Below are 26,191 nucleotides of genomic sequence, written 5' to 3' on the forward strand. Positions count from 1 at the left end.
TGGGGTCAGTCCCCCATTGCTTTAAAGCAATGGGGGACTGACCCCAAAAAAATGTTTGACCTTCACGTTGCGTTAAGGTGTATGGTTATTTTACAAGGAGGTGATCTGATGGAGTATACGGTGCAGAAGCTTGGGAGGTTAGCAGGAATTAGTACGAGGACTCTGAGGTATTATGATGAAATTGGGATTCTTAAGCCGGCAAGAATCAATTCGTCTGGGTACCGAATTTATGGGCAAGCGGAGGTTGACAGGCTGCAGCAGATTCTTTTTTACAGAGAAATGGGTGTTAGTTTAGACAGTATAAAGAATTTGGTGACGGCGCCTTCCTTTGATGCAGCGGATGCACTGAGGGAACATCGGGAAAAGCTCCTTGAAAAAAGAGCGCAATTAGATTTGTTAATTGCCAATGTAGAAAAAACCATAAAGGCGACGGAAGGGAGAATCACAATGGCTGATAAAGAAAAGTTTGAAGGCTTCAAGCAGAACATGATAGATGAAAATGAAAAAAAATATGGGAAGGAGATCCGTGAGAAATACGGTGACGATGCTGTTAATCAATCCAATGCTAAAGTCATGAACATGACAGAAGAGGATTATAAGAAAGTCACAGAGCTGGAGCAAAAGGTTAAGGAAACATTGGCTCAGGCATTTGCAACGGGTGACCCTGCCGGTGAATTAGCACAAAAAGCAGCTGACCTGCATAAGCAATGGCTTACCTATTATTGGGCTTCATACAGCAAGGAAGCACATGCGGGACTTGCTCAAATGTATGTGGATGACGAAAGATTCAAGGCGCACTACGATAAAGAGCAGCCAGGTACAGCAGAATTTTTACGAGATGCCATTCGCATTTACACTGGAATTAAAGGATAAAAAAAGGGCAAAAAAAGGAGCAAAAAATAAGGGGTCAGTCCCCCGGCGGAGTAAAGCGTTACCGCAATGGGGGACTGACCCCAATTGTTATCTATTAAAGCTCACAGCAAGTTTGGCACCGAGGACGGCATTGTTTTTTACTAAGGCGATGTTGGATTCAAGGCTTTTGCCGCCTGTTAGGTCTTTTACTTTTCCTAAGAGGAATGGTGTAACGTCTTTTCCTGAAATGTTAAGGTCACTAGCTTCTTTTAATGCGGATTCAATAACGTTTGTAATGGTTTTTTCATCCATGGCAAATTCTTCAGGAATAGGGTTGGCAATCACGGCTCCGCCTGTTAGGTTCAAATCCCATTTGGCTTTTAACGTGGATGCAATCGTTTCAACATCATCTAAACGAAAGTTTACGGAGAAATCACTATGTCGCGTATAGAAGGCAGGCAGAACATCGGTTTGATAGCCGATGACTGGAACTCCTTTTGTTTCAAGATATTCCAGGGTTAAGCCTAAATCTAAAATTGATTTGGCTCCGGCACAAATAACCGCAACATTGGTTTGTCCTAATTCTTCGAGGTCTGCAGAAATATCCATGGTTGTTTCTGCACCCCGGTGAACTCCGCCAATCCCGCCGGTAACGAAGATATTGATTCCGGCTGCCTCTGCGCAAATCATCGTTGCGGCAACTGTTGTGGCGCCAAGTTTTTTAGTCGCAATTAAATAGGCTAAATCCCGGCGGGAGGCTTTTGCGACATCTGTACTCTTCCCGAACATTTCCAGTTCTTCGTCGGATAAGCCGATTTTAATTTTTCCATCAACAATGGCGATGGTTGCCGGAACGGCTCCATTCTCGCGAATAATTTGTTCGACTTCACGAGCCGTTTTAACATTTTGCGGATAAGGCATGCCATGTGAAATAATCGTGGATTCCAGAGCAACGATGGGTTTCCCTTGCTCCTTCGCAGCGCGTACTTCATCTGATAAGGTAATGTATTGTTTCATGATAATTCCTCCATGTCTTTTAGTAGTTGGGTTGCGGATAAATCTTCGCGTACGGTATAAGATGATTGCAAAGTTTTAGAAGCATTGATGCTCCCGGCCTTTGCAATTTCAATCAATGTTTTTCCTTCTAACCAGCTATAAATAACAGCAGAGGAAAAAGCATCTCCTGCCCCGGTTACATCAATGATTTCATTCGTTTCAATAGACGGAACATGATAGATTCCCTCATCTCGATTGCCAATCATGGCCCCATCTTTGCCATTTGTCACGACCACGTTGGAGATTCCCAGTGAAAGCCATTTTTCTATAGCATTCTTCCAATCTTCCTTATTGTTTATTTTTTGATGGAAGTAGGTTTCAGACTCATCCCGGTTCGTAATCAGCCAGGTGACGCCATCAAGTTCATCCGGCATTCGATTCATCTTTGGCGAGGAAACGGGGATGAAAACAAGTGGAATATCGTGTTTTTTGGCAAAATGATTTAAGAATTGTAAGGTTTCCTTCGGACAGTTTAGGTCCGCTATGATACATTTTGAGTGACTAAGTAATACTTCATGTTTTAGCAGCAGGTCGGGTGTGACGAATTCATATACTTCCATATCCGCTAAGGCAATGATTAATTCTCCATTCGCATCCAAAACCGCTGAATAGGAACCCGTTGACGCTCCAGGGAATTGGGTTACATTCTCCAGATTCATATGAAGGGAAGACAATTCCTCAATAAAGGACCAATCCTTGTCGGCGCCGCTTGCCGTTAATAAGGACACGTCGATTCCGAGGCGGCCCAGGTTTTCAGCTATATTTCGGGCAACCCCTCCGGCACTCTGAGAAGATCGAATCGGATTGGAGGTGCCTAACTGTGCCTTGTCTTTTATGTAGAATTTACGATCAATATTCGCTCCGCCAATGCAAAGAGCATGCTTTGATTCATTTAAAACATAGGCTCTTCCTAAAATATTTCCTTTTTTAATGAGACCAGAAATAATGTTTGCAATCGAGGGTCTTGATAATCCTAACGTTTCTGCAAGATCCTGCTGTGATACAAAAGGATTCTTTCGGATTAAGTCGAATATCAATTGTTCCTTTTCAGTCATTCGTTCAGGCACAAACTCACCTCTTTAAACTTTTGTTTAAACTTTAAACTTATGTTTATAGTGTACTTCTTCCTTATTAATTGGTCAAATTTTACTGTAGCGGTTTTTTGGGATAATGGCAGAAATAATATGGTTCCTGTCACCTTTTTTGCCTTTTTATTAGATGTGAAGCTTAGTGTCCATTCCACGCGGACGAATTAGGTAGTTTTGTCCACGAATGGTGCCTGTCACCGGAAGGAGTTTTTGGGCTGGTTGTCGAAATATTGATGAAAAAGTTAGCTTTTGGGGGCTTGATGGGATGGAGAAGAGGATTTTTATTGTTAGGCATTGTGCGGCGGAAGGGCAGCCGGTAGAAGCTCGTTTGACGGAAAAAGGGTTCAAACAAGCAGCGGACTTAGTAGACTTTTTTGAAGATATCGAGGTGGATCGGATTATTTCCAGCCCCTATCTTCGGGCCATTCAGTCGATCGAGCCATTGGCGAAGGAAAGAAATATCGAGGTGGCGATTGATGAGCGATTGTCAGAGCGGGTTCTTAGCAGCGTGAATTTACCGGATTGGGTGGATAAGCTGAAGGACACTTTCAGCGATCTTCAATTGGAGTTTGAAGGCGGTGAGTCGAGTCAGAACGCGATGGACCGGGCTGCTGCTGTTGTAGATGAAATTTTTCAAGAAAAAGAGGAGACCACCATCATCGTGACACATGGGAATTTAATGGCATTAATGATTACCTATTTTAATCTGGATTTTGGTTTTGAAGGATGGAAGCAGTTAACCAATCCTGACGTTTTTCTTTTGAGATATAATGAAGAGGGCACAAAGATAGACAGGGTGTTTAAAATATAAAATGAAATTTACCCTAGCGGAGGGGTGCAAGATGGAAAGTATTACAGTAGTTTCCCTTCTGGATGTAATTAGTGAGTTGTTTTCAGAGGAAATATCGATTGCGGTATCCAATACGAGTGAATATATCTATTACCGCCCGAGCAAACGAGTGGATCTGAAAATTCGCCGGGGAGATCGATTAAAAGAGGGGACAATTACCCATAAGGCAATCACCTCCAGGCAAAAGATTTCGGATTTTATTGATCGTGAAATGTTTGGCGTGCCTTATCATGGGATGGCGGTGCCTTTTTTTAATGAAGGAAAGCTTGAAGGCTGTGTGACGGCGATTTTCCCTGCGTTAACAAGCGGGAAGTTGGTTGTGACAATTAAAACGGAGGATGGGTGGATTCCGATTCCATTTTCAGAGGTGGTGTACCTTGAAGCGAAAGAAAAAAAGACGTATGTGAATGCGAAAGAACATACGGGCACTCATAAATACTCTTTGCTGGAGTTTGAGTTTCTTTTACCAAAGGATCATTTTATCCGCTGCCACCGGTCGTTTATCGTAAATGTCAATCATATCAAGGAAATTTTCCCTGATACACATTCAACCTTTATGCTGTCGATGGAAAATGGAGACCGCGTACCAGTAAGTCAATCCTACTCAAGCTATTTTCGCAGGCTGTTGGGATTTTAACATATTGCTGTTTTAGACAGTGAATATGCTGTTTTATCTGAATTTTCCACGATTAATCCCTAAAATCTCTAATTAATTGAAATTATCTGTAAAATTATTTCAAAGGGGTGTGGGAGAATGATGGATAAAAAATTGGAGCGGATTAGGGACCCGCGTCTTTGGGATAGAGTGGTATCACCAGAAGAAGCAGCATCTTGGATTCAAGACGGAATGACATTGGGGTTAAGTGGATTTACACGTGCAGGCGATGTAAAAGCAGTTCCGTTTGCATTGGCAAAACGTGCGGAAACAGAATCGTTTAAGGTAAATGTTTATACGGGAGCATCGTTAGGTTCTGATGTTGATAAATTATTTGCAGAAGTGGGGATTATCGGAAAAAGGCTGCCGTTTCAAGCGGATCCGACCATGCGAACTAAAATCAATAACGGGGAGCTTTTATTTGTCGATCAACACTTGTCGCACACATCTGAAATGGTACGGGCTAATGTCCTGGACCCTGTCGATTTTGCTATTTTGGAAGCGTTCTCTATCACGGAGGACGGCTTGGTGATTCCGACAACCTCTGTTGGAAATTCATTGTCGTTCGCTTTAAATGCGAAGTCGATTATTATTGAGATCAATATGGCTCATAGGGTTAATTTAGAGGGCTTGCATGATTTGTACGAACTGGGGAAACAGGGGGAGAGGGGACCCATTCCACTGACCAAACCGGAAGACCGGATCGGTAGTTTAGGAATACCGGTTGATCTTGATAAGGTACGGGGGATTGTGTTTACTAATCAGCTGGATTCTCCGTCGACCATTGTACAGCCTGATGAAGAAACGGTGATGATGGCTGAACATTTAATGGAATTTTTGCGTACGGAAATTGCTGCAGGGAGACTAACGGAACGCCTTGCCCCGCTGCAGTCCGGAATTGGCTCCATCGCAAATGCTGTTCTTCATGGGATGGTAGATTCGGAGTTCCATGATTTAGAGGTCTATTCTGAGGTATTGCAGGATGCTGTATTTGATTTAATGGATGCAGGGAAGGTTCGGTTTGCTTCATGCTGTTCCATTACTCTTTCCGATGTAAAAATGAAAGAGGTTTATGCGAACTTCGAGAAGTATCGCGATCGATTGATTATGAGACCGCAGGAAATTTCCAACCATCCTGAAATCATTCGCCGCCTTGGTTTGATTTCCATTAATACGGCACTTGAAGTAGATATTTATGGGAATGTGAATTCTACTCATGTTTTAGGAACAAAAATGATGAACGGAATTGGCGGGTCAGGAGATTTTGCGCGGAATGCCCGCTTAGCCATATTTGTTACCAAATCGATTGCCAAGGGCGGCAAGATTTCGAGCATTGTTCCATTTGTTTCTCATGTGGACCACACAGAGCATGATGTTGATGTCATCGTTACGGAACAGGGGTATGCAGACCTTCGTGGTTTGGCTCCGAGGCAGCGTGTGGAATTGATAATTGAGCGTTGTGTCCATCCTTTGTATCGGGATCAGCTTCGCGAATATTATCATGAAGCCTTAAGAAGAGGTGGACAAACGCCGCACGTATTGGAAAAGGCTCTTTCCTGGCATACGAACTTTGCGGAACGAGGAACAATGCTAAACCCGGTTGTCGAAAATATTTTTAAATTTGTAGATGTAACGTGATATAAATAGACAGAAATGAACGATTCCTTGGACGTTGGGGCTGTACTTCCTTTTTAAAAGAAAATAGCACAAATATAAAAACGCTTGGATTTTCCACATACCAAGCGTTTTTATATTGGAAAAACCTATAAGTGTACACTGGAGATGGACTAAAGTGGCGGAATGTCCACGAACGGTGCCTGTCACCAATTAAAAAAATATAGCTTTCCTTTATTATATAATTCTGTAAAATGGGAAATGAGAGAATATATTTGGTGTTTGGAGAGGACTCTATGGGAAAAGGATTTCCGATTTTTGGAAATGAAGTTGAAGCTGCTTTATATGACCCGGATAAATTAATTGACTTGTTCCTTGATTGTACGGCTGATGGGTTTGCGATTGTTGATATGGATAGCCGTTTTATAAGGGTAAATCCTATGTATACGAAAATATTCGGTTATACGGAGGAAGACGTAATTGGAAGAAGTTTTAAAGAATTCCCGAATGGGGATACAGGTGCAGTTGAAAATATTATTAATCAAGTAAAAAATGGTCAAGCCTTTACCAATATGATTACCCAACGATTCCATAAAAATGGATCCATCCTTGATATTGCTGTCACTTATTCTCCTTTTCGGAATTCAACAGGTGAAATCATAGCCATTATCGCTATTTATCGAGATATTACAGATAGAATTAATATAGAGAGAGAATTGAAGAGAACGCGAGAATTATATAAATTAATCACCGAAAACACCACTGATATGATCAAGATCTATTCGAGGGATAAACGGATTATCTACGCATCTCCTTCGCATGAAAAGGGGATCGGCTATACTCCGGAACAATTGATTGGCCGTCATGTTCATGACCTTATCCCTCCAGATGAAATTGAAAATTTTGAAGGGCAGTTACATAATCTGATTGATACGGGAGAGCCCCAACTGATTGAAGTAAAATTGCAAACTAATACCAATGATACGATATACTCAGAAACCAATATTTGCCCTATCTATAATGAGCAAAACGAGGTAGAACTATATGTTACTGTGGGACGGGATATTACCGACAGAATGAATAATCACGCAGCCTTCCGCAATTTAGACCGCCTCTCGATTATTGGTCAGCTAGCCGCAGGTGTCGCCCACGAAATTCGAAATCCTTTAACTTCACTAAAAGGTTTCTCGAAGCTATTGCAATCTACCATGGAAAAAGAAAAACGGGATCACTATTTAACCATTATTATGAATGAATTAGACCGTATCGATATGATTGTGAATGAATTTATGTCGCTAGCAAAACCCCAAGCTATTCATTTTGAACGGGGAAAAATTATTTCTATTTTGGACAGTACAGTTAATGTTTTACATCCACAGGCCCTACTCCATAATGTTCAGATAAAAATTAACTATCCTAAAGAGGATATTGAATTACTATGCAATCCACACCAATTAAAGCAGGTTTTTTTAAATTTTTTAAAAAATGCGATTGAGGCTATGCCTGAGGGTGGGAATGTTCATATTAATGTAGAAAAAGAGGAAGGGAACCGGGTTATTATTCGTTTTGCAGATGAAGGAGTCGGCATTGATACCGAGCTATTGAAATACCTTGGCACACCATTTTACACAACAAAAGACAAGGGAATCGGCCTCGGTCTAACCGTAAGCAATAAAATCATTCAAGAACATAACGGAATCATGAAAATCGAAAGCCAAATCGGCATCGGAACCACCATTATTGTGGAATTTGCCTGTTTATAGAAGCGACACTTCGTCAAAAGTGACAGGCACCGGTCGTGGACATTTTTTGGGGTTTTGTCCGTTCCAGGTGGACAATTAATGCTGTATGTGCCGGACTCTCCGTTCGTTTGTTTTTTAACGAGTTGAGGGTCCGGCACTTTTTTGTGTGCTGGATACATTCCATTACGCTCCAATCAGGTTAGCGAGTCGATGAGCTTTCCGTTATTTTGTGTAGCGATTGGCATAGCTCGAGGCTACGAAGGCATCAGGTTTAATTTTAGGTTCCACTCCCATGGATTCCATTCTTGTGACCATTTCCTTTACAAATTCACTTGTTTTGTTCCTTTTTCCGGCCCCAATGTCAATATGACCTTCCATTACAAAAGTCGAGCCTTGATAGAGGTAAGGAAGAATAATATTAATTAACTCATTTTTCCTTTCTTCGGTAAACATTGAAACGATTTCCTCTGTCAACGATAATTCCAGCGAAATTCGCTCGTGCAAATGAAGCATCCTTCTAGGAACGACAACCTTCCGGATACATGCCCATACACCTTTACCTTCCTTCTGAATGACAATCCCGGTAATAAAAACGGTGGATGATTTATGGACTTGTGAGTCGGTACCCACCATAAGCCTGTAATTCCCATGCGGCTCAGCCGTCATAAATTTAACGATTCGTTCAAACACTTGTTCAAACGACATGTTCTGGTCCTGGAGGTTTTGAAACAAATAAAATGGAGTTTCACTCATTTGGAAGCACCACATCTTCCTTGTTGTTAATGATAAAAAAGTGTTATTACTAATATCTTATGGGAAAGGTTTTTAGAGCGTGCACATTTAAAAAAGGGATGGAATTTGGCTGCTTTGTCTATTTTTATGAAACAAACTATGAATTTATTAAAATAAAAAATCCTGTTTTCCTGCTAACTTCATTTTGTTGAGAGTTATTTTTGTGATTTTTTTAATTTTTCAAAATTTATCTGGACGCTTTTTCAATTTCCTTGTATTCTCCAAGTAGTAACTAAAAAAGGAAGAGGAGGAGTTTGACTTGTTATGGACAATTTTAATTTTCCTTTTGGTCGTGTTTATTGGTGGTCCGATTTGTGTACTATTGTATCTACATAATCTTGCAAAAAAGCCACAGCATTCCATTATTCGGGCCCACCCGTATCTCGGGTGGGTACGGTACTTCTTAGAAAAACTGGGTCCGGAGTTAAGACAATATTGGTTTGATAGTGATAACGGCAGTAGACCTTTTTCCCGGGCTGACTTCTTGGGAATTGTCTTTTCATCAAAATATCGCAGCGATTTAGTAAGTTTTGGCTCCAAGCGGGACTTTGAAAAACCAGGTTACTATATATCGAACAGTTTGTTCCCGTTGTTAAACGATGAATTGAGGGTAAACAATCAAGAAAAAATCCATGCGATGAAATACAAAATCGATAATGAAGGTCTATTTACAAGGAGGGAGCGCCTTGAAGCGGATCAAATAATACGCTGGCTTTATCATGAGGAGGACGTAATTGTCGTTGGCCCTGACAGGGAGATTCCATGGAGACTTTCAGGACCTTTTGGGGCCTCGGCTACCTCCTATGGTGCTGTTGGTGAACATTATATTCTTTCCACCGGTTATGGCAGTATGATGGCAGGTGGATCTTGGATTAATACAGGCGAAGGTGGAATTGCACCAGAGCATCTGGAAAGCGGTGCTGATGTGGTGGTACAGATTGGCCCCGGCCTATTCGGCTTCCGGGATCAGGAAGGGAATTTCTCAATTGAAGAGTTTAAACAGAAAGCCAAAGAACCAAATGTAAAAGCGTTCGAGCTCAAGTTTGGGCAAGGCGCTAAAATTCGCGGCGGACATTTAGAAGGAGCAAAAGTTACACAAAAGGTTGCCGGTATCCGTAAGGTACAAGTGGGCCAAACCATCAATTCACCTAACCGGTTTCCATTTTTGCGAAACTCTATTGAAACTTTACGGTTCATCAAAACCTTACAGGATGAAGGCGGGAAGCCGGTTGGAATTAAGCTGGTGGTAGGGCACCAATCCAATTTGGATGAATTCTATGATGCTATGAATCGGCTGCAGATTTATCCGGATTTTATTACGGTGGATGGCGGAGAAGGAGGAACAGGCGCTACCTTTAAATCGATGGCCGATTCCATGGGGCTGCCCCTATATCCTGCATTAATCGCTGTGGTTGACAAGGCTCACCAGTTTGGAGTCAGAGATAAACTGAAAATTTTTGCATCCGGTAAATTGATCTCTGCTGATAAAATTGCGATTGCACTTGGAATTGGGACAGATGCTGTAAACTCTGCACGAGGGTTTATGATTGCTAATGGATGTATTATGGCGATGCAATGTCATACCGGGAAGTGCCCTGCCGGGGTAACAACCACAGATCCAAAATATCAAGAGGCACTTGTACCGGAAGAGAAAAAATGGCGCGTGATGAACTATATCCTTAACGTACGTCAGGGACTATTTGCATTGGCTGCTGCCTGCGGTATTGATACTCCAAGGAAATTCACCCGTGAGCATATTGTGTTTAAGGATGCAGAGGGAAATGTGAAAAGGCTCTCCGACCTGTTCCCCCTTCCGGAATACTCATTCGACATTCCGAAAAGACACCTTCCAGACAATGATGAGGAATCTCAAGTAGGGTGACAATTTTCAATTTATGCGGAAAACAATAAGGTGACAGGCACCAAAAAGGGGATATGCCCCCGCTTGGTGCCTGTCACTTTTTGTGTGTCCTCCTGAGGTGGACGAAATGGCCTTATTTGTCCACGAACAGTGCCTGTCACCTAATAAATGTCACTTTAAAATATGATTTCGTAAATTCCGATCATGATGAGCAGCAGGCCGGAGATGATGTTGGAGTATTGGCCGATTCGATTTCCGGTGATTTTAGTGCCGAACATGATTCCAACGGAAATTGAAAGTAACGAGAAGACGCCGATGGAAATCGTGGCTAAGTAAGGTGAAATGCCTGTAAAGCCTGCTCCAAGTCCCATTGCTAAGCAGTTCAGCGCCAGCGCAAGCCCTAATAGGATGGCTTCTTTAAATGTAATAACCTTGTCTTCATTAATATCTGCCAAATCCGGATGAGTGATTACCTTTGAATAGTTAGAATCAACCCGGACCTGCTCGGAATCTGGACCAGGACTACCAACGGATGCAGCTTTGGGATATAGAGATTCCACAATACATTTTCCACCCAGGAAGATAATGAGACAACCTCCTATAATATTGGCAATCTTTAAGGAAATATAATGTGAAATTAATGTACCCGCAGTGATCGATATATAGGCACAAATCATGGAAATAATCGCGATTACCAGATTAGAAGTAAAGGGGATGCGTGTTGATTTTAATCCATAAGATACACTTATCCCTAAATTATCAAGATTTGCCGCGACACCTAATAATAATATGGTTAACCAATGCATGCTGTAATCCCCCTAGAAGCATTAATACATTCTATGTGTATGAAAGAAGGGAAATTTAAGTGCGACAAAAATTGGGTGACAGGCACCGTTCGTGGGCACCGTTCGTGGACAAAACACCCATATTTGTCCGCACATGGTGGACGGTATTATGGATTACGAATTATTTGTCGATAATGGTGAATATCAGAATTGTTTGTTCAAGAGTTTGTCATAATTACTTCCAATATTTTTCCTCCTATAGATCGATAATTTTCGGTACAATTAGACTAGGAAAATCTAAAAGTGGTGACGAAATGAATCAGAATACTATGAAGAAGGTAATAGAGGCCAGTTATTTAACTGCTGAGAAGGCTTGGAGCTACCGGACCATTTTACGTTTCTTTTTTATCCAGCATGAAAGAATGAGAGATTATATTACACCAGAAGAAATCTACGAAAATGTGAAGGAAATCCCTGAATTTCATCAATATACAGAAGAGCAGCTACATCTTGACCTTGCTCAGCTTGTGAAATGGAATAACTTGATTGCCAGGCAGGATATGGGAAACGCAAAAACAGTGGAGGAGTACAAGAAAAAGCGGTTCCGCTACCAGTGTACTCCATATACCGTTGAGATTGAGCGCATGCTGCAGCAACTGGAAAAGCTGGGCGACACCTTCCAGGGTTCCCTTGAGCGCACACAGTTTGACCGACTATTACAGGCCCTTACCAAGCTTGAATCCATAGTGCTCACCGAGCAAAACCAAGAGGAAATTGCCCAAATCTGGGATGATTTATTTAGCTATTTCCGAACGATCCGCAGGAGCACAGCAGACTATATCGCCTATGTGAATAGTGAAAAAACTGAGGAACAAATGCAGACGGAGGCTTTCCTCGTCTATAAAAATCAATTTACCGCCTATCTGAGGGATTTTATCGTTTCCCTCCAAAAAACGGCGATGCAAATCGGCCAGAGGCTAACAGAGCTGAACACAGAAAAAACACAACAAATCTATGAAATGGTCATCAATCATAAACTGTTGATCCCGAGGCTTGAAGATACCGGCCTCACCAAAGAAGAAATGATGAAAGAGCATGAGGAATTATGGCATTCCCTTAAGCATTGGTTTCTCGGCAGCCCGAACCATCAAAGCGAGCTAGACATGCTTCAACAGCAAACCAATGAAATGATCCGCCGCATTACCCGCTACGTCCAGCGGATTGGCGAACGCCATCAAAACTTCCGCAGCCGGAGAAAGGATTATCTGCATCTGGCGAAATGGTTTTCGAATTTAGAAGCATTAAATGATGCACACAAGCTTTCCGCTGTCGTTTTCGGAGCGCTTGAAACCAGGCATCTTTTTCATGAAGGGTCGCCAACGGAGGATATTTATTCAGATGTTTGGGATGAGTCACCGCAGGAAATCACAATAAAGCCACGAACGAACCGCTACCGTGAAAAAACAAAACCAGGGGCGATTATCGGCAATCATGCGGAAAAAGAAGCAATGAGAAATCTGTATCTGCGGCAGCTTGAAGACGAAAAACAGTTAATTGAAAAGTACATGGACGATTACCGGATCCAAATTTCCGAGCTCCCCGTGATTGAGCAAAAGGTAAGAAAAATGCTGTTGACATGGATTGGCAAGTCGATGGCAAGCAAGGAGCAAAAAGTTAAGACCGATTTTGGCATGACAGTAAAAGTAAGAATTGATAAAGAAAATTTAGTAGTCTTGCAGGCGGATGACGGGACATTGGAAATGCCTGATGCTGAATTTATTTTTTCCGGGGGTGAGTAGGGAAATGGAAGAGAATTTATTTGATGAGAAAGCCGAGCGCGGGCTCCAGCTGCTATTTGATCATTATTGGATTCTTCGCTCTGATCAGCCGGATTGGTACCAGCTCATTCGGGAACGGGAAAAAGTGTTACGGCGCTATATCGATGACAAGTTTGGGTTGCGTTTAATCATTCACCGCCATTTTGCGAAGCTCGAAAAAATTCCAGTTGAACCTGAAAGCTGGATGGGCATTCAGCATTTTCAAGAGCCGATGGATTATGCGATTTTTTGCTGTGCCTTAAGTTTTTTAGAAGGAAAAGCCATTGAGGAACAATTTTTGCTTTCCGAGTTTTGCGATCATATTCGCTCGGATTATCCAGGCGACATCCCCCTTGATTGGACGATTTACACCCACCGAAAATCGCTGATTCGGGCTGTTCAGGTTCTCACCGATTTTCAATTAATGAAAACGATCGATGGCGATGTCAACCGCTTTGATAACGACCAGGAGCAGGAAGCGTTATACGAAGTCACCACATACAGCCGATATTTTATGCGCTCCTACCCAGAGGATCTTTTTACCTATACAAACTGGGAAAACATTTTAAAAGAAGAATGGAAGCTGCAAGGGGATGATGAGCGCCGCAAAAGGGTTTATCGTCAACTTTTTATGTCACCGGCGATCTTCAGGAAACAGCAGAACGACCCGGACTTTTTATATTTGCGGAATTTCCGAAATCGGATTACGGATGATATCGAAAAGCATACCCCTTTTCAATTTTCACTATATAAAAATGCAGCGATGCTGACTGTAGCGGAACCAAAATCCTATCAAACCATTTTTCCTGACCAAAAAACCTCCAGTGACTTGGTTCTGCAAATTTCACATGCTATTCATGCGGCTCAATCCCGATTCCAGCCTAATGAATGGGGCGTGATTATGCTGACAGAAAGTGAATTTGAAAAATTGCTCGAAGAATTAAAGAACGAAAATAGCGCAGGCTGGTCCAAGGCATATCGCGATGCTTCAATAGCGTCCATTCGCCGGGAACTTCTTCAGGTCATGGAGAGTTGGTTAATGGCTGAGGTTCACTCAGAAACAGGAATGATTATGCTGAAGCCGTTATTGGGGCTGTTGTCAGGTTCGTATCCAAAAGACTTTTTGAAAGGAGTGGAAGAGAATGAATAAATGGAAAATGAACCGCGCCGGGCTATTGAATTTCTGGTATTACGATGAAGAAATTTTTGACTTTTCCGATGGGAAACTGCTTCTTCGCGGCAGTAACGGGTCCGGAAAATCGGTAACGATGCAAAGCTTTCTGCCTGTGCTTTTGGACGGAAAAAAATCGCCCGACCGCTTGGATCCATTTGGCTCCAAAGCGAGAAAAATGGAAGATTACCTGCTAGGTGAAAAAGATGTTGTAAACCGTGATGAACGGACAGGGTATTTATTTTTAGAATATAAAAAAGAAAATAGCAGCCAGTATATCACTACAGGAATCGGCCTGCAGGCAAAGAGACATAAAGAAATGAAGTTTTGGGGCTTCGTCATTACCGATAACCGCAGAATTGGCGATGGATTCCAGCTCTATCAAACCCATCAAGGAGAAAAAATCCCGTTATCGGCGAAGGAATTGGAAAATCGAATAGCTTCAGGCGGTGAGGTAGTCCGCGGCCAGAAGGAATATATGAATCTTGTGAATAAATATATCTTCGGCTTTCAGACGCTTGATGCCTATGATGAATTAATCAAGCTGCTCATTCAGCTGCGCAGCCCTAAGCTTTCGAAGGATTTCCGCCCGACCGTTATTTATGAAATTCTCGAATCAGCCCTGCCGCCGTTAGGGGATGATGATCTTCGTCATTTATCCGATACGATTGAAAATATGGACCAAGCCCGGCAGCAGCTCGAACAGCTAGAGCGCGAGCACCGGGCAGCGAAGAAACTTGTCGAAGTGTACGACCAATATAATCGATTTATACTTGCGGAAAAGGCCGATTTCTTCATGAAAGTCGAAAAGGCCTATCAAGCTTCGTCTAAAAACAGGGATGAAACGGCGGAACGAATTCAGATTCTTACCGAAGAAATTGACCAGCTCCAATCGGATCAGGAAGATTATAATCGGCGCAAGGAGGTAGCGGAGGAAGAACGGGACCGTTTGAACAAGCATGAGGTCTGGAGGCTCCGCAAAGAATTAACAAGATCTATTGACATGCAGGCAAACTTAAAAAATGACCTTGAAAAGAAAAATAGCCAAATAGACCTTAAGAAGACGCAAGAGCATGACCAACGTGTGAAACTGGATGAAATAAGTATGGAAATTTTTAATCTGGAGAAAAACGAAACGGAATTGCTTGAGGAACTGGAATTGGATGCACGGGAAGCAGCTTTCGCTCAGCACGATATTAATGTGGCTGACCTTGAGCGAAGTGAAGGGAAAAACTTTGATTTTACCGTATGGAAAAAGGAAGCCGCTGACTATTCGAACTTACTTGAAGAAATAAAAAATGATTTCCTCTATCAGGAGCAATATCGCAAGGAAATGGATGCGAAATACCGCGAGTCCTCAGAGCTAAGGCAGCAAATTGATAAACTGCGAAATGAAGAGGATGATTTGGAAAAACTGTTCGAGAGTGACCGACAGGCGCTCGAGGATACGATTTTTCAATGGATGGAACAGCACGATGAATTAACATTCAATGATACCGCCAAACAGGAAATAGCTAGAACGATTCATTTTCTTTACGATCATGCAGCATACGAGGATGTAAAGGCACCGGTTATTGAGGCCATCCACGCCCTACAGCAAAATCTTGTCCAAGAAATTGGAAAAATCGAGCATTCGTTGGAATTGAAGCGGCAGGAGAAGAGCGGCTATGAGTCGGAGCTCGAGCGCTGGAAAAACATGATTGACCCTGAGCCTGAACGGACAGAAGCAACTTCAGTGTTTCGTGAAAAATTAACCGCGGAAGGCAGGGCTTTTATTCCGTTTTATGCCGCAGTTGAATTTCAGGACCATGTGACAAACGAACAGAAGGAACGGATTGAAACCGCGTTAAAAGAAATGGGGATTCTTGACAGTCTAATTCTCGAAAATCCTGAAGGCATCCAGAATGACCGCTATATTCGTCCCAATCCTTCAATGTTTGGTCACACACTCGCTGATTATTTACATCCGGATATCGAAAAGGACCATCCCGTTTCCAAACAGCTGATAGATGATGTGCTCCGAACGATTTTAATCGGGGATGAGCCTTCATTTGACTCGAATGGAACGATTCATATCGACGAAAATGGTTATTACCGGATTGGCGACCTTTTTGGGCATGCTCCTGCAGAAGACAAATCAAGATTCATCGGCCGTTCTTCAAGAAAAAGATTCCAAAAGGAAAAGATTGCGGAATTTGTGGAAAAAATCGAAGCCGTGTCAAAGGATATTCTGGAACTGTCTGACAGGCAAAGTACTTTGGACAACCGCTACCAAGAAGCGAAGCAGCTGAAGGATACTTTTCCTGCTGACCGTGATTTAAAAGAAATCTTTCATCAGCTGCAAAGATATAAAAATGAGATTGCTGGGAAAGTAGATTCCTTTAACAGGGTTGATGGCCAATACAAGGAGGCCGCTCGTCAGTTTCAAGCTGTTAAACAACAGATTCAGGATAAATCCAAGCAGATTGAATTAAGCCCGAATGTGGAAGCGTATTTTTCCGCGCATCAACATATGAAGAGCTATCAGGCTTATTTAAATGAGCTGGAAAAGATCGCAATCCATCTTGTCAATTTTTATAAAAATAAACAAATGATTAACAACCGCTTGGAAGAATTGGCAGAGGAAATCCTGGAAGTCGCCGGGGAGCGCAGTGTTCTAGAGAGCGAAATCAAAAAGATGCGGGCGGAAATTGAAGCCATTCAGCATCAGTTGAATCTTGAGGGAATGGATGAAATCCAACGGCGCATTGAGCAGGTACAGACAGAGCTTAAGGAAATTGACCGCAGATTGGATTCTGTAAAAGGTGAGCTGCCGAAAAAGCGAGAAATCATCAGACAGCAAAGGGAGCAGCTGGAAGTTTTGAAACGGGAAACCTCATTCTTATTGGATTTGTTTGAGGGCTGGAAGCTTGCTATGCAAACTGAGCTTTCTCGTAAATTTATCAAAATGGAAGACTCCAGCACTAATGCAATCTATGAAAAATATCATACGGAGCTAAAGAAATATGATCGGGCCAAAATGAACGAGCAGCTGACAAAGGCCTATTATAATGAACAGCCGAACTTAATGGAGTATCGCTTAACAGAATACGATTCACCGCATGATTTGCCGGAATCACTTGCATATGAAGATTTAAATGAGAACGAGAAGCTGCAGATTCAGCAGTGGATTCAGGTAAATCGCCGAAAAATCATTTTGATGGAATACCAGGGGCAAAAGGTCAGCCCATATTTCGTTTTTGAAACGCTCGACCGGGAGCTTGCCAATCAGCAGCAATGGCTTGATGAACAGGACCGGCAGCTGTATGAGGATATTATATTAAAATCAGTCGGTTCTATTTTAAGAGCTCGAATCCAAAGGGCGGAAAAATGGATTAAGCAAATGGACAGGCTGATGGAGGGCCGAAATAGTTCTTCAGGGTTAACCTTCTCAATTGCCTGGAAGCCGAAAACGGCTGAAACGGAAGAGGAGATGGACACAAAGAATCTTGTTGAGCTGCTGCAAATGAACAGTAAGTTTTTAAAAGAGGAAGATTTGAATAAAATCACCCGGCATTTCCAATCGAAAATTGCGAAGGCAAAGGAATTGATTGAACTGCGCAATGAAGGAAATACCTTGCATCAAGTGTTGAAGGAAGTCCTCGATTATCGAAAGTGGTTTTCCTTTATATTATCTTACCGCCGTGAAGGGGAGCCGAAACGGGAGCTTACTAATAATGCCTTTTATAAGTTTAGCGGCGGGGAAAAAGCGATGGCAATGTATATTCCATTGTTTACAGCGGCTTATTCACGCTATCAAGAGGCAGCACCTGCGGCCCCATATATTATTTCTTTGGATGAGGCGTTTGCTGGTGTGGATGATAACAATATTCGCGACATGTTCCAGGTGGTCGAGGAGCTGGGCTTTAATTACATCATGAATTCCCAGGCGTTATGGGGAGATTATGATACGGTTTCCGGCCTGTCGATTTGTGAACTTGTCCGTCCGAAAAATGCTGATTTTGTTACGGTGATCCGCTATAAATGGGATGGTCAAAAGAAGTATTTGGATATAAAGGAACCGGTATTGCTTGACTAGTCAGGGGTGTGCATGAATGGAAATAGGGCTTGAATTGTTTCGACAGGAGCCGGGCTTTGAGAAGCTGTTCATCCGGTTTCGGGAAAAGTTCCGTTCGGTTGGACGAATCGGGGGGACCGTTAAAGTAGGGGATTTTTCACGGGAGGAGCTGGAGTCGGTCGCAGGGTTTCTTGCGCTGCCTCCTGATGCCATCAAGGAGAAAGGGACGGTCTCCCTTAAAATTTTCGAAGAGCAATTGGCGCGAACAAATTTAGAAGGGATTTCCCTTAAGCAAGTTCTTGAGCGATTTTTCGAAGAGCCGCTCATCTCAAAAGCGGAGGAAAAGGCTCGTCGTGAACAGGATGATAAAGCGTTTTATGATCAGTTCATCGCAGAGTTTCCACATTTGGCATGGTGGTTGACAAGATTAATGGAGAGGAAACCCGACGCCCGATTTATGTATAATCTGGAGAAGGAAGAACTGGCTCCCTTACTGCGAACGGTAGCGAAAGCCTATGAACTGCTGCCAGAGTCAGGAAAATATGAGCGTTTGCCATTGTTCTCACAGCGGATAACCGGAAACCCGCATTCGTTTGATAGAAATCAGCTATTGGGAAAAATGCTTTTGCATCTGCTTGCATGGAGCCAAGAAGGCATTAGTGCTGATGGGCAACCGGAGACACAGACAGAACAGATCAATGAATTGCTGTTAGCGTACGGCCTCCTTCGTGATGATTTATGGAGCTTTGTGACTTGCCGGGGGTTTTGTGCGAGCCAGAATCAGAAGGAACACCCGGTCTGGAAAGCGGCTGCGGAGTGTGGAACCGTGATGAATGTTCCGGTTCGGGAACTGATGCTGCTTGATAAAATTATGCCATTCGAAGGGAAGGAGGTTTGGGTGCTTGAAAATTCGAGTGTTTGTTCGGCATTAATGGATGAAGTGCTGGATAAACCAATTGCCTGCACACATGGTCAGTTTAAGGTGGCCAGCTGGATTTTTTTTGACCGCCTTGTCGAATCAGGCTGCACTATTTATTATTCAGGGGACCTCGACCCAGAAGGACTTATGATGGCGCAAAGGCTGAAAAGCAGGTACCCTGACAACGTCAAAATATGGCGAATGGACTGCCAATCTTACAAATCAGCCATGTCAGATGAAAAAATCGAAGACAGAATCGGCCAATTGAAAAACATCCTCGACCCAGAACTCAAAGAAACAGCCGATTTAATGAACAAGTACCGCAAAGCAGCCTACCAAGAAGGCCTCATCCAAATCCTAAAAGAAGATGTGGGGGTCTGACCCCCACTACTTTACTGCGTTAAAGAACCGAAGGGGATTATACCCCTGGTGATACCGTTGTTTTATCGACTAGTTTAAGATAAGCCCTTCCTCTATTTGGGTATACACCATCTGTTGAGAACCATCTCCAAGCTTTTTCACTGCTTTTTTTGCCAATCACGCCGCTCATGATCAATCCTTGGACGAACCATTTCATTGGCAGGCCTTTAATATAATAAGTCTTATTAGTGTTAAATTCAGTCAAGACAACCATATCATCAATCAAACTCGTTACTTCAAATATACTGCTCCGTTTATTATCACACCTGCTATAATCCAGTTCGATTTGATCAGCTGTTTCAATAATTTTCGAATCAGGATGATGAAGGTCGGGGAAATCCATTAAAAAGATATCGTTCAAGACATGTTCACAGGTATTAAGCTCTGACTTAGCCTCTAATGTAAACTTCTCAACCACTGGATACCAGGAAGAGCCGACTCGTTTATCAAGCCAATGGACAAATATTTTTAATTGAGTCAGGAAGATTTCTGCTTCTTTTCGATTTTGTGAAATGTGCATGGTGTGGGGGAAGAAGGTAAAAATCAATTCCTCCCAAAATGAGGAATCACACTGCTGCCAAGAGGGTGGACAATTATCTTCTAAACAAGTAGTCATAAATTTGGATAGAATACTGAGAAATTCGTTGGCTTTTTTGGAGGTATGTTCTCGTTTGTAGGCGATTAAGTCTTTTCCATAATACTCTAGGATTCCACGATGCCTCATTTCAAATTGTGAGCCAATCGCTAAGTTCATTAACATTTCTTGCCGTTCCTCCGGACTCGCAAATTGGTGGACTCTTACATTTACCTGGGGCTCTTTTGCAGCACGAATAGACTTCGATTTTTTTCTGCTTTTCATCGATTAAATCAACCTGCCTTCTAAAATTTTTTAATTGTTTAGGAAAAAACTAGAGAGGTAGAACTGGGGAGTGTTGGAGTACTACCTGTATTATACTGTCAAAATTGATAGAAAAATGTGGAATAATTGAATAAAATGTGAAAAGTGGGAAAGTGGGTGCCTGTCACCGTTCGTGGACATTTTCACCCCTTTTGTCCGCGTGTGGTGAACATTGTCTTGAAATTTGTCATTGTTGATTGGGGAGGGGTTCGAGTATAATGTGCTTAAATTGACGGCAGCGGGAGTGGGACTTTTATGGGCAGGTTATCTACATGGGTGTATGCGTTAGGAACATTTTTTTTTCTCGTTAGCTGCTCATTCGCTCTTTTCTACGGATATAAAATTTATACGCATAAGCTGCCAGCAGCGAAAAATCCAGATGAGAAATATCGCTATCATTTTGTTCTTGTGCCGGAGGAGCTGGATAATGAATATTGGCGGCTTGTCGAGAAAGGTGCAAAGGATGCGGCGAAGCAATATGGGGTATTGCTGGAATATGCGGGTCCAAAGCAGGCGAATATTGATGAGCATTTAAAAACGATTGAAATGGCGGCCGCCTCCAAGGTCGATGGGATTATGACACAGGGGTTAAGCGACAACCAGTTTTCGCCGTTAATCAATCGAGTGGTGGCGAATGGCATCCCGGTTATTACGGTTGATACCGATTCAGAAAAAAGCAACCGCATCGCCTATATCGGTACGGATAACTATCATTCAGGATATTTAGCAGGGAAGGCATTGATCCATGATACAAAGGGAACCATCAATGTGGCCATCATCACAGGAAACTTTTATGCCAATCACCAAATTCAGCGGGTGAAGGGCTTTCGGGATGCAGTAAAAAAAGAAAAGAGAATCCACATTGTGGCTGTTGAAGAATCGCAGATTAGCAGAATTAGAGCCGCTGAAAAGGCCTACCAAATCCTGCAGAATCATCCTGAGGTCAACGCCTTTTTTGGGACAAGTGCTTTGGATGGAATCGGCATCGCCAATGTGGTTGACCTGAAAAAGAAGAAGGACAAAATATATATTATTGGATTTGATACACTGCCGGAAACACTTTCCTTCATTCGGGAAGGGATCATCCAGGCAACAGTGGCCCAGCAGCCCTATGAAATGGGGTATGGGGCCGTCAAAATGATGGTTGAACTAAAAGAGGGGAAAAAGGTTTCCTCAGTTGTACATACAAGCACGAGTATTATGAGGTTGCAAGATTTACCTATAAGCCGCCCTTCTGGAATGGAGGATGGCCGCCAATGAGATTATTTCGAATTCGCTCTAAATTGCTCGTTTATTTTATCGTTCTTGTCGGTTTACTAACATCAATAGGCTTATTTTTTTATAATAGTAGTGAAAAACTTGTGGTTGAATATGATAATAGTTTTGAAAGATTTCTCTTATTAAATGATATCTCACAGAGAACCAATGTCATCACGGAAAAAATGCATGCTTATATTTTGGACAAGGAAATGAAGTTTCTGGAAGAGTACCAGAGTGAAAAGCAAAGGCTGATTCAGGACCAGCATAAATTAACGCGCGAACCCGATGCCAAAGATATAACGCTTGTGAACTATAAAAATATGATTGATAGTTTTCTTGAAGAATGTGATGCGGCCATTCAATCGTTCCAGAAGGATGATATCAACCAATATTCATCTCATTATAATGAGGCATTGAATATAGCCGGTTTCCTTCAAGAGGATACCCTTACGTTATTAAATAATAAACTAACTAACTATCAGAAATTTTACAGTCAGATTGCATTGGAAAACCATTATTATAAACTAATGTCGCTATCCCTTTTTGCGGCAACCTTTTTTCTAAGTACTTTGCTGGCATTATGGATCTCTGGAGGGATTACGAAACCGATTAGCCGTTTATCAAAAGCGGCTAAAGAGATCTCAAAAGGAAACCTAGCAGGGGAAGATATAAAAATTACCACCAACGATGAATTGAAGCTATTAACCGAAACCTTTAACCAAATGCGCACCAATATCCGCCAGTTAGTCATGGAAATCAAGCATAAATCTGAATTGGATAATCTACTAAAAGAAATGGAGCTAAGAAGCCTGCAAAATCAAATTAATCCTCATTTCTTATTTAATACGTTAAATACGGTATCCAAAATGGCCTATTTGGAAGAAGCGGAGGAGACATCAAAATTGATTGTATCCGTAGCCGCCTTACTACGGTACAACCTAGGGGACTTAAATAAAGCCTCAACACTACGAGATGAAGTAAGAATTGTGAAGGAGTATTTTTTTATCCAGCAGGTTAGGTTTGGTGAACGGATTCAATTTGTGACTGATATTCAGGAGGATTGTTTAGATATTGAAATACCGAGTCTTACTCTTCAGCCTTTAATTGAAAACGCCTTCATCCATGGGGTCGAGTCCCTTGAGGAGGATGCTGTGATCAGCCTTCGTATTTACCGGCAAATGCAATGGATCTACGTGGAAGTAAAGGACAACGGAGCAGGCATGGACGCCGCCGTCAAAAAGAAATTACATGATTATGCGCAAGGAATTGTATCTGAAACATCATTTGAACTGGAAAAATCAACAGGACACTCCACCGGCATAGGTGTGAAAAATGTGATGAAAAGACTGCAGCTATTTTACCAAAGAAACGATATTGTTGAAATTGATTCAGAACTCCAAAAAGGGACAACCTTTAGGTTAATTATCCCTGATGCATTTAAGGGGGAAGAGCAGCTTGCTTAAAATTCTACTAGTGGATGATGAGGCCATTGAACGTAAGGCGTTAGCAAAAATTATCCAAAATGGCATGACGGGGGTAGAGGTAATCGGTGAGGCCCCCAATGGGCGAAAGGCAATTGAACTGGCAGAATCGGACCATCCCGATATCATTTTTATGGATATAAAAATGCCCGGTATTGATGGAGTCGAAGCTGTGAGGACCATTAAAAAGACCGATCCTTCGATAAAATTCATCATGGTATCAGCGTTTAATACGTTTGAATATGCCAAAGAAGTCATGCAGCAGGGTGTAAAGGAGTACATTTTAAAACCAAGCGGCAAACAGGATATTTTAGAGGCATTGACGCGGGTAAAAACGGAAATTTTAGATGAGCGAAAACAGAAGGAAGAGCAGAAAAACCTGCGCGACAATTTGGACCGGGCAGTGTCGATTGCCCAAAAGGAGTGGGTTTCTTCCTTGTTGGTGAACCAGGTTCAGGACATCACGTATGAAGAATGGGGTCAATTATTAGGAGTAGAAATTACATCCGGATATATCATGCTTTTTTCGTTCCAGTCAAAAGAGAAAACGGAGCGTGAAAAGCAAGAATGGTATACGTGGCTTAAAGAGACCCTTAAAGGTGTTGTGAAAAAACAAGAGATTATGATTGGCCCGCTGACGGATTCGCAAGTACCGGTTTTATTCCTTTGTAAAAAAACAAACGAAAAACTATTGTTCAGATCGCTTTCCCAACAGGTAATGGAAAATGTGGTAACGCTTTTTCAAAGGAATTCCTTTAACGCGGATTTGAAAATTGGAGTGGGCCTGGCGTACAACCATGCCTCTGAACTGCACAAATCTTATCATGAAGCAGCAGGTGCCCTGAAGAAAATTCTGGCAGCACCGAATCAACGGTATCAATTTGGCGTGAGGCAGGAAACGCACGAACCGATATCCAGCATAAAATCAGCCGTTATCGAAATGGAGAAAAAGCTGTTAGATGCGGTTCGTAAGGGGGATGTGAACCAAGTCTTGTTTATTTTTGATTCGTTTATTACAGGGCAGGCCAAAAGCCAGCACGTCAAACCTTCCTTTGTAAAAAAAGCCTTTGAAGAATTGTTTATTCTTACCTCGCGTTTGCTTCATGATTTAGGGGTTAGTTACGAGCAAACACCAAAGATTGAAGAGTCCGAGGATATTAAGTTTATTCTGGAAACCGGAAAAGCACAATTAATCTCGATTGTTCAGCATGTGCAGGTCTGGAGAAATAATCATGCAAAAGGAATGCTGCATAAAGCAAAAGAGTATATTGAAAATCACTATGCCGATTCTATTACATTGGAATCAGCAGCCGAATATGTGGAACTTAGTCCCTATTATTTTAGCAAGTTATTTAAGGACCGGTTTGGGCAGACGTTTATTGATTATGTAACGGATATTAGAATTAAGCATGCCAAAGCGCATTTGGAGGACCCATCCAAAAGCTTGAAGGAAATTTGCTTTTCCATTGGCTATAAGGATCCTAACTATTTCAGTCGTGTGTTTAAAAAGCTTACCGGCTTATCGCCATCCGATTATCGTAAGGAAGCAATAGAAAGCAAATAAAGAGGAGGCTGTCCCTTTGTTATGGGGGCAGCCTTCTTTTTTTAATAAAATAGCAATAACAAAATAGTCTAGATAATCACAATTTTATGCTATTCTTTGGAACTATTGGAATCATTTTCACCATGCTACCATGAATGTAAGGGGTTACAGCAAGCGTTTTCTGCAACCAGTTCCATAATTCTTTGAAAAGAAAAGGAGAATGATTCAATGCTTAAAAAGAACAAAGGTCTAGTTTTATCTTTAACAGTTGCTTCAAGCATTATGTTAGCAGCAGGCTGTTCAAGTTCGTCCAGCGGTAATTCCGCAAGTGGAAGTGACAGCAAGCTTCCGGCTGTTGGGGCAACGATTTACAAGTTTGATGATAACTTCATGTCCTATGTGCGCCGTTCAATGGAAACAGAAGCAAAAGATAAAGCCAACCTTATGCTGAACGACTCTCAAAATGACCAATCCAAACAAATGGAGCAAGTGGATACGCTCATTGCGAAAGGTGCAAAATCATTAGCTATTAACCTAGTAGATCCAAAGTCGGCCCAAACCATTATCGATAAAGCAAAGCCAAAAAACATTCCAGTTATTTTCTTTAACAAAGAGCCGGATGCATCTGTAATGAAAAGCTATGATAAAGCTTACTATGTAGGAACAACCTCTTCAGAATCCGGTGTTCTTCAAGGTGAAATGATTGCAAAGGCTTGGGAAGCCAACAAGGCCAAATGGGACAAGAACCATGATGGCAAAATCCAATACGTATTGCTAAAAGGAGAGCCAGGTCACCCGGATGCAGAAGCCCGTACAAAATTTGCTGTTGATACAATTAGGCAAAAGGGCATCCAAGTAGAACAATTGGCATTGGATACAGCGATGTGGGATGCCACAAAAGCGACTGAGAAAATGGATGCTTGGTTAGCAAAATACGGCGACAAAATTGAATTCGTCATTGCCAACAATGACGGTATGGCGCTTGGTGCCATTGCCTCTCTTGAAAAAGCAGGATACTTTACAGGCAGCAAATTCATGCCGGTTGTAGGTGTTGACGCCATTCCGGAAGCACTTGATATGATTTCAAGCGGCAAAATGGTTGGTACCGTATTAAATGATGCGAAAAACCAAGGGAAAGCAACTGTCGACCTTGCTGTAAATGCAGCAAACGGTAAAGATGTCTTATCTGGAACACAATGGAAATTGGATGATTCGAAAGCCGTTCGTGTCCCTTACGTTATTGTAACGAAAGATAACATCCAAGTTGGTAAGGATGCTTATAAATAAGAAAAGCTAAAAGCGCCTTTGTCCTCTCCATGTTGGGGAAGGG

At 42.1% G+C, this 26,191-nt stretch carries 19 protein-coding genes; 14 read left to right on the forward strand and 5 right to left on the reverse strand.

Going from position 1 to position 26,191, the window contains the following annotated elements; all coding sequences use genetic code 11:
• Positions 1-108 precede the first annotated feature (108 nt).
• Entirely contained in the window at positions 109-873 is a 765-nt protein-coding gene (locus ACZ5XR_RS00510) for a MerR family transcriptional regulator (RefSeq protein ID WP_464499796.1), read from the forward strand.
• Between the two features lie 87 nt (positions 874-960).
• On the opposite strand, the gene ACZ5XR_RS00515 is transcribed toward ACZ5XR_RS00510, so the two are convergent.
• Together ACZ5XR_RS00515 and ACZ5XR_RS00520 are read right to left on the reverse strand one after the other, a co-directional pair.
• Positions 961-1,869 (reverse strand): pseudouridine-5'-phosphate glycosidase, encoded by a 909-nt coding sequence (locus ACZ5XR_RS00515; protein ID WP_464499797.1) that lies wholly within the window; start codon positions 1,867-1,869, stop codon positions 961-963.
• Entirely contained in the window at positions 1,866-2,963 is a 1,098-nt protein-coding gene (locus ACZ5XR_RS00520) for a carbohydrate kinase (protein ID WP_464502186.1), read from the reverse strand. The genes ACZ5XR_RS00515 and ACZ5XR_RS00520 overlap by 4 nt, the downstream gene beginning before the upstream one ends.
• A gap of 298 nt (positions 2,964-3,261) precedes the next feature.
• Here ACZ5XR_RS00520 and ACZ5XR_RS00525 point away from each other — a divergent pair, with 298 nt between their 5' ends.
• From ACZ5XR_RS00525 to ACZ5XR_RS00540, 4 genes are all read left to right on the forward strand, one after another.
• Complete coding sequence (locus tag ACZ5XR_RS00525; RefSeq protein WP_464499798.1) at positions 3,262-3,807, forward strand: histidine phosphatase family protein; 546 nt, start codon at positions 3,262-3,264, stop codon at positions 3,805-3,807.
• 31 nt (positions 3,808-3,838) lie between these two features.
• On the forward strand, positions 3,839-4,483 hold the full coding sequence (locus ACZ5XR_RS00530) for a LytTR family DNA-binding domain-containing protein (protein ID WP_464499799.1): 645 nt from the start codon (positions 3,839-3,841) through the stop codon (positions 4,481-4,483).
• Positions 4,484-4,603: 120 nt separating this feature from the next.
• The gene (locus ACZ5XR_RS00535) at positions 4,604-6,139 is read left to right on the forward strand and encodes an acetyl-CoA hydrolase/transferase family protein (protein ID WP_464502187.1); all 1,536 of its coding nucleotides are present in this window, start codon (positions 4,604-4,606) and stop codon (positions 6,137-6,139) included.
• A 272-nt stretch (positions 6,140-6,411) separates the two neighbouring features.
• On the forward strand, positions 6,412-7,878 hold the full coding sequence (locus tag ACZ5XR_RS00540; RefSeq protein WP_464499800.1) for a PAS domain-containing sensor histidine kinase: 1,467 nt from the start codon (positions 6,412-6,414) through the stop codon (positions 7,876-7,878).
• A gap of 201 nt (positions 7,879-8,079) precedes the next feature.
• Here ACZ5XR_RS00540 and ACZ5XR_RS00545 read toward each other — a convergent pair whose 3' ends face one another.
• Positions 8,080-8,610, reverse strand: coding sequence for a ribonuclease H-like YkuK family protein (locus ACZ5XR_RS00545; RefSeq protein ID WP_464499801.1), 531 nt, complete (start codon positions 8,608-8,610; stop codon positions 8,080-8,082).
• Between the two features lie 298 nt (positions 8,611-8,908).
• Here ACZ5XR_RS00545 and ACZ5XR_RS00550 point away from each other — a divergent pair, with 298 nt between their 5' ends.
• Positions 8,909-10,531: a glutamate synthase-related protein gene (locus ACZ5XR_RS00550; protein ID WP_464499802.1), complete on the forward strand. Its 1,623-nt coding sequence runs from the start codon at positions 8,909-8,911 to the stop codon at positions 10,529-10,531.
• 155 nt (positions 10,532-10,686) lie between these two features.
• Here ACZ5XR_RS00550 and ytaF read toward each other — a convergent pair whose 3' ends face one another.
• Entirely contained in the window at positions 10,687-11,316 is a 630-nt protein-coding gene (ytaF, locus tag ACZ5XR_RS00555; RefSeq protein WP_464499803.1) for a sporulation membrane protein YtaF, read from the reverse strand.
• Between the two features lie 293 nt (positions 11,317-11,609).
• Here ytaF and ACZ5XR_RS00560 point away from each other — a divergent pair, with 293 nt between their 5' ends.
• From ACZ5XR_RS00560 to ACZ5XR_RS00575, 4 genes are read left to right on the forward strand one after another with little or no spacing between them, the layout of a single operon-like run.
• Entirely contained in the window at positions 11,610-13,094 is a 1,485-nt protein-coding gene (locus tag ACZ5XR_RS00560; protein WP_464499804.1) for a TIGR02677 family protein, read from the forward strand.
• A gap of 4 nt (positions 13,095-13,098) precedes the next feature.
• Positions 13,099-14,262, forward strand: coding sequence for a TIGR02678 family protein (locus tag ACZ5XR_RS00565; RefSeq protein WP_464499805.1), 1,164 nt, complete (start codon positions 13,099-13,101; stop codon positions 14,260-14,262).
• Positions 14,255-18,361 carry a TIGR02680 family protein gene (locus tag ACZ5XR_RS00570; RefSeq protein ID WP_464499806.1) on the forward strand — a complete coding sequence of 1,369 codons (4,107 nt, stop codon included), beginning with the start codon at positions 14,255-14,257 and terminating at the stop codon, positions 18,359-18,361. The genes ACZ5XR_RS00565 and ACZ5XR_RS00570 overlap by 8 nt, the downstream gene beginning before the upstream one ends.
• A gap of 16 nt (positions 18,362-18,377) precedes the next feature.
• Entirely contained in the window at positions 18,378-19,640 is a 1,263-nt protein-coding gene (locus tag ACZ5XR_RS00575) for a TIGR02679 family protein (protein ID WP_464499807.1), read from the forward strand.
• Between the two features lie 37 nt (positions 19,641-19,677).
• On the opposite strand, the gene ACZ5XR_RS00580 is transcribed toward ACZ5XR_RS00575, so the two are convergent.
• On the reverse strand, positions 19,678-20,538 hold the full coding sequence (locus tag ACZ5XR_RS00580) for a hypothetical protein (protein WP_464499808.1): 861 nt from the start codon (positions 20,536-20,538) through the stop codon (positions 19,678-19,680).
• Positions 20,539-20,832: 294 nt separating this feature from the next.
• On the opposite strand from ACZ5XR_RS00580, the gene ACZ5XR_RS00585 reads away from it, so the two are divergent.
• The 4 genes from ACZ5XR_RS00585 (at position 20,833) to mglB (ending at position 26,148) form a co-directional block, all read left to right on the forward strand.
• On the forward strand, positions 20,833-21,837 hold the full coding sequence (locus tag ACZ5XR_RS00585) for a sugar-binding protein (protein ID WP_464499809.1): 1,005 nt from the start codon (positions 20,833-20,835) through the stop codon (positions 21,835-21,837).
• Complete coding sequence (locus ACZ5XR_RS00590) at positions 21,834-23,300, forward strand: sensor histidine kinase (protein WP_464499810.1); 1,467 nt, start codon at positions 21,834-21,836, stop codon at positions 23,298-23,300. The genes ACZ5XR_RS00585 and ACZ5XR_RS00590 overlap by 4 nt, the downstream gene beginning before the upstream one ends.
• Positions 23,293-24,882, forward strand: coding sequence for a response regulator transcription factor (locus ACZ5XR_RS00595; protein ID WP_464499811.1), 1,590 nt, complete (start codon positions 23,293-23,295; stop codon positions 24,880-24,882). The genes ACZ5XR_RS00590 and ACZ5XR_RS00595 overlap by 8 nt, the downstream gene beginning before the upstream one ends.
• Before the next feature lie 207 nt (positions 24,883-25,089).
• Positions 25,090-26,148 (forward strand): galactose/glucose ABC transporter substrate-binding protein MglB, encoded by a 1,059-nt coding sequence (gene mglB / locus ACZ5XR_RS00600; RefSeq protein WP_464499812.1) that lies wholly within the window; start codon positions 25,090-25,092, stop codon positions 26,146-26,148.
• Positions 26,149-26,191 lie beyond the last annotated feature (43 nt).

It is taken from the genome of Neobacillus sp. Fa239, assembly GCF_055395235.1.